Origin of the sequence: Nocardiopsis sp. CC223A (genome assembly GCF_030766825.1) — a bacterium.
Lineage (GTDB): Bacteria > Actinomycetota > Actinomycetes > Streptosporangiales > Streptosporangiaceae > Nocardiopsis.
In genome coordinates this window covers 1-8,354 of sequence record NZ_JASFDV010000140.1, presented here as the reverse complement: position 1 = coordinate 8,354, position 8,354 = coordinate 1, and the positions used below count along the sequence as shown (strand labels likewise).

Sequence of the window (8,354 nt, the reverse complement as noted above, 5' to 3'; positions counted from 1 at the left end):
TGTTCCGACGGGCCCCTTTTGCTTCCGGTCGCCTCACAACCCCGTGATGGCGGCATCCACGGGCCTTGAGCGCTGGACCCCATCTCCGGAGACGCAACGGAAAGTTGCGATCGCCGGGGCCCATGGATCATCTATGACGCTGCGAGGCATTGAGCCCTTTTCATCTTGAAGATGCTTGTCACAGCCGTGTACCGACGTCGGGAAGATCGCCCGAGCCGTGCTCGTACCTCAACTCCGAGAAGCAGGATGAAAAGCGGTCACTGGAGCACTACTGGGAAGCGCATATGGCCGTGCCGTTCAACATGGCGAACCGCTGCCCGGCGCTGTGCGTGCCCGACGGAACCGCGTCCGGCTTCCCGGTGGGCGTGCAGGTGGTGGGACACCCCTTCGACGAAAGCGGTGTGTTCGCGATCGGGCCGGCGATCAAGGAGCTCCGGAGCCGGTTCGTGTGACCCTCCGACCTGATCGGTTCCCGACGCGTCCCGGGAGGAACCTTCAGCTCTCGCTGGCGAGGTCGTAGAGCTCGATGCCCCGTTCCAGGAGGAATGCGTGCAGATCCTCTTCCGAATAGTCGTCGAACGCAATGAAACCTACTAGAACCGACCCCGACACACCGTCCTCGTACCAGACCATTTCCGGCCCAAAAATGCTCTCGACGAGCCCTCCCACCTCCCAGGGCCTGGCGGTCGATTCGCCGTTCGGGATGGGCTCCGAGCCATACGTGTAGTCGCAGTCGTCGATGAACACGCAGATGCTCCCTCTGTCGGCTTCGGTATGCAGCACGGAGATCGACAGGGTCACTGACGAGATCGAAGGGCCGTCGAGGGAAATACTGCACCGTGAATAGCGTTCCTCTGATTCCTCCAGTCCCCTCACCGTCCATTCCGACCCGAGTAGGTCGATGAGGTCTTCGGGGTCGAAGATGTTGCAGAGTTCCATCGAGGGCGGGAGGGACAGTGTGGGCGCTTCCGGGTCTTCCGGCTCGGAGCCGCCCCCGTCGGTCTGGGAAGCGGAGGCGGGATCATCGTTCCCCCCGTTCGGTGCATCGCTGCTGGAGGAGAAGGCGTACCCGATGGGGACGGCCAGCAGCAGGGCCGCCGCGGCTGCTCCGGCGATGAGGGCAGGCTTGCCGACGCGGCGCTGCGGCGGAACGGTCCCGCCGGGCTGGGCACCGCCGGGACCGGACTGGACAGGGCCACCGGGAACAGGCCCGTCAGGACCGAGCTGCGGGGTCTGCTGCGGGGTCTGCTGCGGGCGGACCTCGGTCGGTGCCTCGTCGACCAGGGTCGGCTGCTGCGCGACCGCGCTGGCGAAGGCGTTCACCTCGGCGTGCTGCCGATGGATGAAGGCCGCGACGGAGGCGAGGGTCTGCTGCGGCACGGCACCGGTTCCGGTCAGCAGCCCGGCGAGTTCCTCCGCCGAGGGACGGTCCTGCGGGTCCTTGGCCAGGCACCGGCCGACGGTGTCGCGCAAGGACTCGGGGACCGCGCCGAGGTCGGGCTGCTCGTACACGACCTTGTACAGGACCTGCGGGATGGACGGGGCGTCGAACGGAGCCCGGCCGGTGGCCGCGACGGCCAACAGGCAGCCAAGGCTGAAAACGTCGGAGCGCTCGGTAAGCGGGTGGGATTGCGCCTGCTCGGGTGACATGTAGCCGGGCGAGCCGACGACGCCGCCGGTCTGGGTGAGGGCGACGCTGGTGGAGTAGTCGATGGCGCGGGAGATCCCGAAGTCCAGGAGCTTGGCCCCCGTGAACGTCAGGATGACGTTGGATGGTTTGAGGTCACGGTGGACCAGTCCCGCACCGTGGATCGCCGCCAGTGCCGCCGCAAGGTCGGCGCCCAGGCCGCGCACCAGGGGTTCGGGGAGCGGACCGTCCTGCTCGATGTGCTCCATCAGGGTGGGTCCGGGGATGAACTCGGACGCGAGCCAGGGCTGCTCCGCTTCGGTGTCGGCATCGATGAGCCGGACGGTGTGCGGGCTCTCGACCCGGCGGGCGCTCTCCACCTCCAGGGCGAAGCGCTGCCGGAACCCCGCGTCCCGTGCGAGGTGCGGCAGGACCCGTTTGACCGCCAGGAGTTGCCGTCCCGGACCGGCCGCGAGGTAGACGTGCCCCATGCCGCCTTCGCCGAGCGAAGCGAGGAGCCGGTACCGCCCGAGCCGTCCGGGATCGTTGTCAGAGAGTGCGAACACGGTTCACCCCCGGTGTCATCAACATGGGGCAAGGGAAATGCCCCGTAGGAACGATAAACACCGGTTGTCACGGAAATGCATCGGTTCGCAGCGGCGGTCAGCGGTTGTTGATTGCGTTTCGCCTGGGTGGCGCGTTCGTCGTTCTCCGGGGCGGCGAAAGGTGAATTCCGAGCTTTTTCTGTCCGATTTCATGGTGTGGATTCCCTGGAGTGCCGGATCGGTGGCCCGAAGAAGGCCGGGACCATGACGAGAGCGGGGCTGTTGCATTGTCGGGCGAGGGGTGTGTTCTTCCTGTTCAGGGGTCCTCGATAGGTCGAGCGGGCGGGTGAACGCCTCGTGGGGCACCCAGCGGGTCGTGTCGGGGGCGCTGGACGTCCCCGGGTCGGCGGCGGGGTGGCCGAGTTGCGCGGCATCGCCCTGTTCTGCGGGCCGTGCCCAGTCCACACCCGGGAGGCGTCCTCGCCGAAACTCACGTCCTGCACAGGGTGCAGCGACTCGATCTGCCAGCGCCTCCGCATCAGGGCGGCCAGCCTCGCAGCACCGGCCTGCTCCGCGCTCGGGCTCGTGACCACACAGGCGTAGGTCCGCCTCTGGTGCTGGGTTTTCTTGGTCGGCAACTCCTCTGCCGGGGTCTTCCTGCTGCTCAGAAGAGGCTCTGGGAGACCAACGTGAGGCTATGAACTGCGCTTTCAGAATGAAAAGGGCTCATTGACTGCATCTCGCCGGTCACGTCCGAAGGGCTGCCCCCTATACAGAGGGAAGCCCTTCGGACGTGCCGTGGAGCGGCAACGACCCTCACCCGGTTCAGGTCAGCATCTGGAAGACGGCCCCGGCGACCGTTGCGCCTAGCACTGCCCCGGCCGCGGTCTGGGCGGCGGTGTGCCAGGTGGGTGTGAGCCTGCACGCCGTCTGCGATACCGCGTCGGTCTCCCCGTCCTGGCGGCTCTACCTGCCCCGGGAGTGGACGCAGGCCGCAGATCCGCGTCGGGCCAGGACCGGGGTGCCCGACCAGGTCGGCCACCGCCAGAAGTGGCGGCCGGCCCTGGACATGGTCGACCAGGCCCGCTCCTGGGGGTTGCAGGAGAAAGTGGTGGTGGCCGACACCGGATACGGGCAGAACCACCCCTTCCGTCACGGCCTGGCCGAGCGGGGCCTGGACTACGTGGTCGCGGTGCCCGGCGGCCTGAACGCCCCCCGGCCAGGCGGTGCCCGAAACGGGCGAGCGGTCCGGTCCGGGCCCGCGCCTGCCGCGCTACCGCACCCCGGCCAGGACGCTGCGGGAGTTGGCCCCGGAACAGGGACGTGGGGCGTTGCGGCGGTGCACGTGGCGGCAGGGCTCCCGTGGGGCGATGCGGAGCCGGTTCCTGGTCCTAGGCGTGCGTCCTGCCGGTGTCGCGGGCCGCCGGGCGGGCGGACGGTCGGCCTAGGACGGGGTACTGCCGGTCGAGACGCTCATCGCCGAGTGGCCGCCGAGTACTGGCTGTCCAGCCTGCCCGCCGACACCGTGTTGCGGCACCTGGTGCGCCTGGCCAAGATCCGATGGCGGATCGAGCACGACTACCGCGACCTCAAGCACGGGTTGGGGTTGGACCACTACGAGGGGCGGACCTGGCGGGGCCGGCACCACCACGTCACGCTGGTCAGCGCGGAGCAGGCGTTCTTGACCTTGCGAAGACCGGACCCGAAAAGGTCGACGTCGGTCTGAGTCTGTACCAGGTCCTGGACGCGCTCCAAGGGGTGCTGCTGTGCTGGACCGGCGTGTGCCACACCTGCCGTAGGCCCCTTGCGCAGCAGCATCCACCCGACACGAGCTAACGAAGTACTACTAGAGGCTCGTCGGAGTAACAGCCGACCCCACGTTCGGGGTCCTGCACAAGCCTCAACGGTTACGCTCGGTGTTCCCTGGGTGGGCGGCTGAGGGCATCCCTCAGCCCGCCGCGACACCAGAAAAGTGTTAACACCCTGCCATCACGGGGCCCGGGAACAACCGGTACGAGCAGGGGCCGACCGGAAGTCCGGTCGGCCCCTCAGGCCACTCTCAGAATCGCGTTCCTACAGGTACTGGCCGGTGTTGGCCACCGTGTCGATGCTCCGCCCGGAGTCCGCGCCCTTCTTGCCCGTGACGAGGGTCCGGATGTAGACGATGCGCTCGCCCTTCTTCCCGGAGATCCGCGCCCAGTCGTCGGGGTTGGTGGTGTTGGGCAGGTCCTCGTTCTCGCTGAACTCGTCGACGCACGCCTGGAGCAGGTGCGCGACCCGGATCCCCTTGGAGTCGTGGTCGATGAAGTCCTTGATGGCCATCTTCTTGGCCCGCGAGACGATGTTCTCGATCATGGCGCCGGAGTTGAAGTCCTTGAAGTACAGGACCTCCTTGTCACCGTTGGCGTAGGTGACCTCCAGGAACCGGTTCTCCTCCCCCTCGGTGTACATCCGCTCCACGACCGTCTGGATCATGGCGTCCACCGTGGCCTTGGTCGAACCGCCGTGCTCGGCCATGTCGTCCTCGTGCAGCGGCAGGTCCTCGGTGATGTACTTGGCGAAGATGTCCCGGGCCGCCTCGGCGTCGGGCCGCTCGATCTTGATCTTGACGTCCAGGCGGCCGGGCCGCAGGATCGCCGGGTCGATCATGTCCTCGCGGTTGGAGGCGCCGATGACGATGACGTTCTCCAGGCCCTCGACACCGTCGATCTCGCTCAGCAGCTGCGGAACGATGGTGTTCTCCACGTCGGAGGACACACCCGAGCCGCGGGTGCGGAAGATCGAGTCCATCTCGTCGAAGAACACGATGACCGGGGTGCCCTCGGAGGCCTTCTCCCGGGCCCGTTGGAAGACCAGGCGGATGTGCCGCTCGGTCTCACCGACGTACTTGTTGAGCAGCTCCGGCCCCTTGATGTTGAGGAAGAAGCTCTTGCCCACGTCGCGGCCGGTGCGCTCGGCGACCTGCTTGGCCAGCGAGTTGGCGACCGCCTTGGCGATGAGCGTCTTGCCGCAGCCGGGCGGGCCGTACAGCAGCACGCCCTTGGGCGCGCGCAGCTTGTGCTCGCGGAACAGGTCCTTGTGCAGGTAGGGCAGCTCGACCGCGTCGCGGATGAGCTCGATCTGCCCGGACAGGCCGCCGATGTCGGTGTAGGCGATGTCGGGGACCTCTTCGAGGATGAGCTCCTCGACCTCCGACTTGGGGATGCGCTCGTAGACGTATCCCGAGCGCGGCTCCAGCAGCAGGGAGTCCCCGGGCCGGATCGGCTCGTCGCGCAGCGGGTCCGCCAGTCGGACGATGCGCTCCTCGTCGTGGTGCGAGATCACGAGGGCGCGTTCGCCGTCCTCCAGGATCTCCTTGAGCATCACGACCTCGCCGACCGTCTCGAAGGACTCCACCTCGACGACGTTGAAGGCCTCGTTGAGCATGACCTCCTGGCCGGGACGCAGCTCGTCCACGTCCACGGAGGGGCTCACGTTGACCCGCATCTTGCGGCCGTTGGTGAAGATCTCGACGGTCTCGTCCTCGCGTCCGCCCAGGAAGACGCCGAAGCCGGACGGCGGTTGCGCCAGCCGGTCGACCTCCTCCTTCAGGGCGACGATCTGTTCGCGGGCCTCCTTGAGCGTGGAGACCAGCCGCTCGTTCTGCCCGTTGGCCGCCGCGAGGTTGGCCTGGGCCTCCCTGAGACGCTCCTCCAGGAGGCGTACATGTCGGGGCGAGTCGGCGAGCTTGCGCCGGACCACGCTGAGTTCCTTTTCCATGTAGGAGACCTGGGCCGTGAGTTCAGCGACTTCACGGTCCCGGTCGCTCTGACGCTCGTCTTCGCGCTCGGCCACGTCCGCCACCTCCCTTTAGAAGGACGACTACTCGGGAGCGTACCTACCCCTGCCCTATTCCTAACCTCCCAGCCCGGACGAGTGTCGAAGGCCTCATTTCGCGGCCTTGCGTCATCGCAGGTCAGGATGCTAGCGGATGACCCGACGTAATGAGAAAGTAACCTCTCGGGCGAGGCCGGGTCACGCTTGACCCCCTTGACGGCGCGGCGGGGCCGTGCACGTCGCCGGGGATGAAACGGACATGTTTACGGTACTCGAACACCGGGGAACGCGCCGGGACCCCTCTCCGTTCTCCGTCGCGAGAACACGACGGCCCGCCCGGAAACGTGTTCCGGACGGGCCGTACCGCGGTTTCGGTCGAGATCCTCACCGGGGCGACAGGGGCTCCCCGTGACCGATGTGGGCCACGGGCCCCGCACAGGGGTCACTCCGCGGCGGTGTCCCGCGCCGGGGACTCCTGCGGCGGCTCCTGCGCCGCCTCGGCGGCGGGCTTCGCCTCGGGGGCCGGGGCCGCGGCGGTGCCGCCCGCGGCCGCGCGGGCGGCCTCGTAGTCCTGTCCGTAGGCGCCCTTGGCCGGGCGGCGGCGGCGCTCGGGCGCCTCCACCCCGTCGGCCAGGCGGCGGGCCACCACCAGGAACCCGGTGTGCCCGATCATGCGGTGGTCGGGGCGCACCGCCAGGCCCTCCACGTGCCAGGTCCGCAGCATGGTCTCCCAGGAGCGCGGCTCGTAGAACCGGTCGTCCTCGCGCAGCTCCTCCACCACGCGCGAGAGCTGGGTGGTGGTGGCCACGTAGCAGCACAGCAGGCCGCCGGGGATGAGCGCCCCGGCCACGGCGTCCAGGCACTCCCAGGGGGCCAGCATGTCCAGGAACACGCGGTCCACGTCGGTCTCGTCCAGCTCCTCGACGAGGTCGCCGACGGTCAGCCTCCACGCGGGGTGCGGGCCGCCGTAGAACCGCTCGACGTTCTTGCGGGCGATCTCGGCGAAGTCGGCGCGGCGCTCGTAGGAGTGCACCATGCCCTGCTCCCCCACCGCGCGCAGCAGCCAGCTGGACATGGCGCCGGACCCGGCGCCGGCCTCCACGACCCGGGCGCCGGGGAAGATGTCGGCCTCCACCAGGACCTGGGCGGCGTCCTTGGGGTAGACGATGGTCGCCCCGCGCTTCATCGACAGGGTGTAGTCGATCAGCAGGGGGCGCAGCGCCACATAGGCGGTACCGGTGTTGGAGCGCACGACGCTGCCCTCGGGCCGGCCGAGGAGGTCGGAGTGCTCGACCTTGCCCTTGTGGGAGTGGAAGGTGCCCCCTTCGTGGAGGGTGATCGTGTGCATACGGCCCTTGGGGTCGGTCAACTGCACGGTGTCACCGTCGGTGAAGGGACCACGGCGGCCATGGATACCGGTCAACGTCGCTCTCGTCTTCCAGATTCGGTTCGGTCGGGGCGATCGCCCAGCGTATCGGTCCACCGACACCACCTGTGCCCGTCCGCGCCGGGCGGACACGCACCGGCGCCGCGTGCGAAGCTCCGCGGGGAGGGGCAGTATCAGCCCTGCGGGCCGACCTGCCCGCCCGAACACGGACACGGAGACGAGGACCCATGTCAGAGCCGACCACCGGGCTGGGGATCGACATCGGCGGCAGCGGCATCAAGGGGGCCCCGGTCGACCTGACCACCGGGGAGTTCCTCGAAGACCGCCTGAAGATCCTCACCCCCCACCACGCCGGGCCCGAGGAGGTCGCCGAGATCGTCGGCGAGATCGCCGCGCACTTCCCCGCTGCGGCCGGCCCGCCCCTGGGCATCACCTTCCCGGGCGTGGTCCAGAACGGTGTGGTGCGCACCGCCGCCAACCTGCACAAGAGCTGGATCGACACCGACGCGCGGGCGCTGTTCGCCCGGGTCACCGGGCGGCCGGTGCGGCTGCTCAACGACGCCGACGCCGCCGCGGTGGCCGAGGCCCGCTACGGGGCGGCCAAGGGGGTGTCGGGCGTGGTGCTGATGACCACGCTGGGCACCGGGATCGGCACGGCGCTGGTGGTGGACGGGAACCTGGTGCCCAACACCGAGTTCGGCCACCTGGAGATCGACGGCCACGACGCCGAGTCCAAGGCGTCCTCGGGCGCCAAGGAGCGCGAGGGCCTGTCCTACCACGAGTGGGCCCACAAGCGCCTGCAACGGTACTACCGGGTGGTGGAGGACCTGCTGTGGCCGGACCTGATCGTGGTCGGGGGCGGGGTGAGCCGCAAGGCGGACAGGTTCCTGCCGCTGCTGGACATCCGCACCCCGATCGTCCCGGCCGAGCTGCGCAACACGGCGGGCATCGTGGGCGCGGCCCTGGCGGCCCACGGCCC

Annotated in this window: 6 protein-coding genes; 3 read left to right on the top strand and 3 right to left on the bottom strand. The window is 68.8% G+C overall.

The genetic code is table 11. The annotated features are described in order from the left end of the window. The first annotated feature begins 284 nt into the window (after positions 1–284). Positions 285–452: a hypothetical protein gene (locus QJS33_RS31515; protein WP_372339746.1), complete on the top strand. Its 168-nt coding sequence runs from the start codon at positions 285–287 to the stop codon at positions 450–452. Positions 453–495: 43 nt separating this feature from the next. On the opposite strand, the gene QJS33_RS30530 is transcribed toward QJS33_RS31515, so the two are convergent. Then, the gene (locus QJS33_RS30530) at positions 496–2,193 is read right to left on the bottom strand and encodes a serine/threonine-protein kinase (RefSeq protein WP_306371542.1); all 1,698 of its coding nucleotides are present in this window, start codon (positions 2,191–2,193) and stop codon (positions 496–498) included. 772 nt (positions 2,194–2,965) lie between these two features. Between QJS33_RS30530 and QJS33_RS30525 the strand changes: the two genes are divergently transcribed. Continuing rightward, complete coding sequence (locus QJS33_RS30525) at positions 2,966–3,898, top strand: transposase (protein WP_306371541.1); 933 nt, start codon at positions 2,966–2,968, stop codon at positions 3,896–3,898. Between the two features lie 347 nt (positions 3,899–4,245). On the opposite strand, the gene arc is transcribed toward QJS33_RS30525, so the two are convergent. Next, complete coding sequence (arc, locus tag QJS33_RS30520; RefSeq protein WP_306371540.1) at positions 4,246–6,015, bottom strand: proteasome ATPase; 1,770 nt, start codon at positions 6,013–6,015, stop codon at positions 4,246–4,248. A gap of 415 nt (positions 6,016–6,430) precedes the next feature. Beyond that, positions 6,431–7,411 (bottom strand): tRNA (adenine-N1)-methyltransferase, encoded by a 981-nt coding sequence (locus tag QJS33_RS30515; protein ID WP_306371539.1) that lies wholly within the window; start codon positions 7,409–7,411, stop codon positions 6,431–6,433. Between the two features lie 191 nt (positions 7,412–7,602). Here QJS33_RS30515 and ppgK point away from each other — a divergent pair. Continuing rightward, the coding region (gene ppgK, locus QJS33_RS30510) for a polyphosphate--glucose phosphotransferase (protein WP_306371538.1) at positions 7,603–8,354 on the top strand (752 nt) is incomplete at its 3' end.

Bases quoted from the DNA above. Each gene is read 5' to 3' on its own strand.
- QJS33_RS31515 (WP_372339746.1), top strand. From the start codon at position 285: ATGGCCGTGCCGTTCAACATGGCGAACCGCTGCCCGGCGCTGTGCGTG.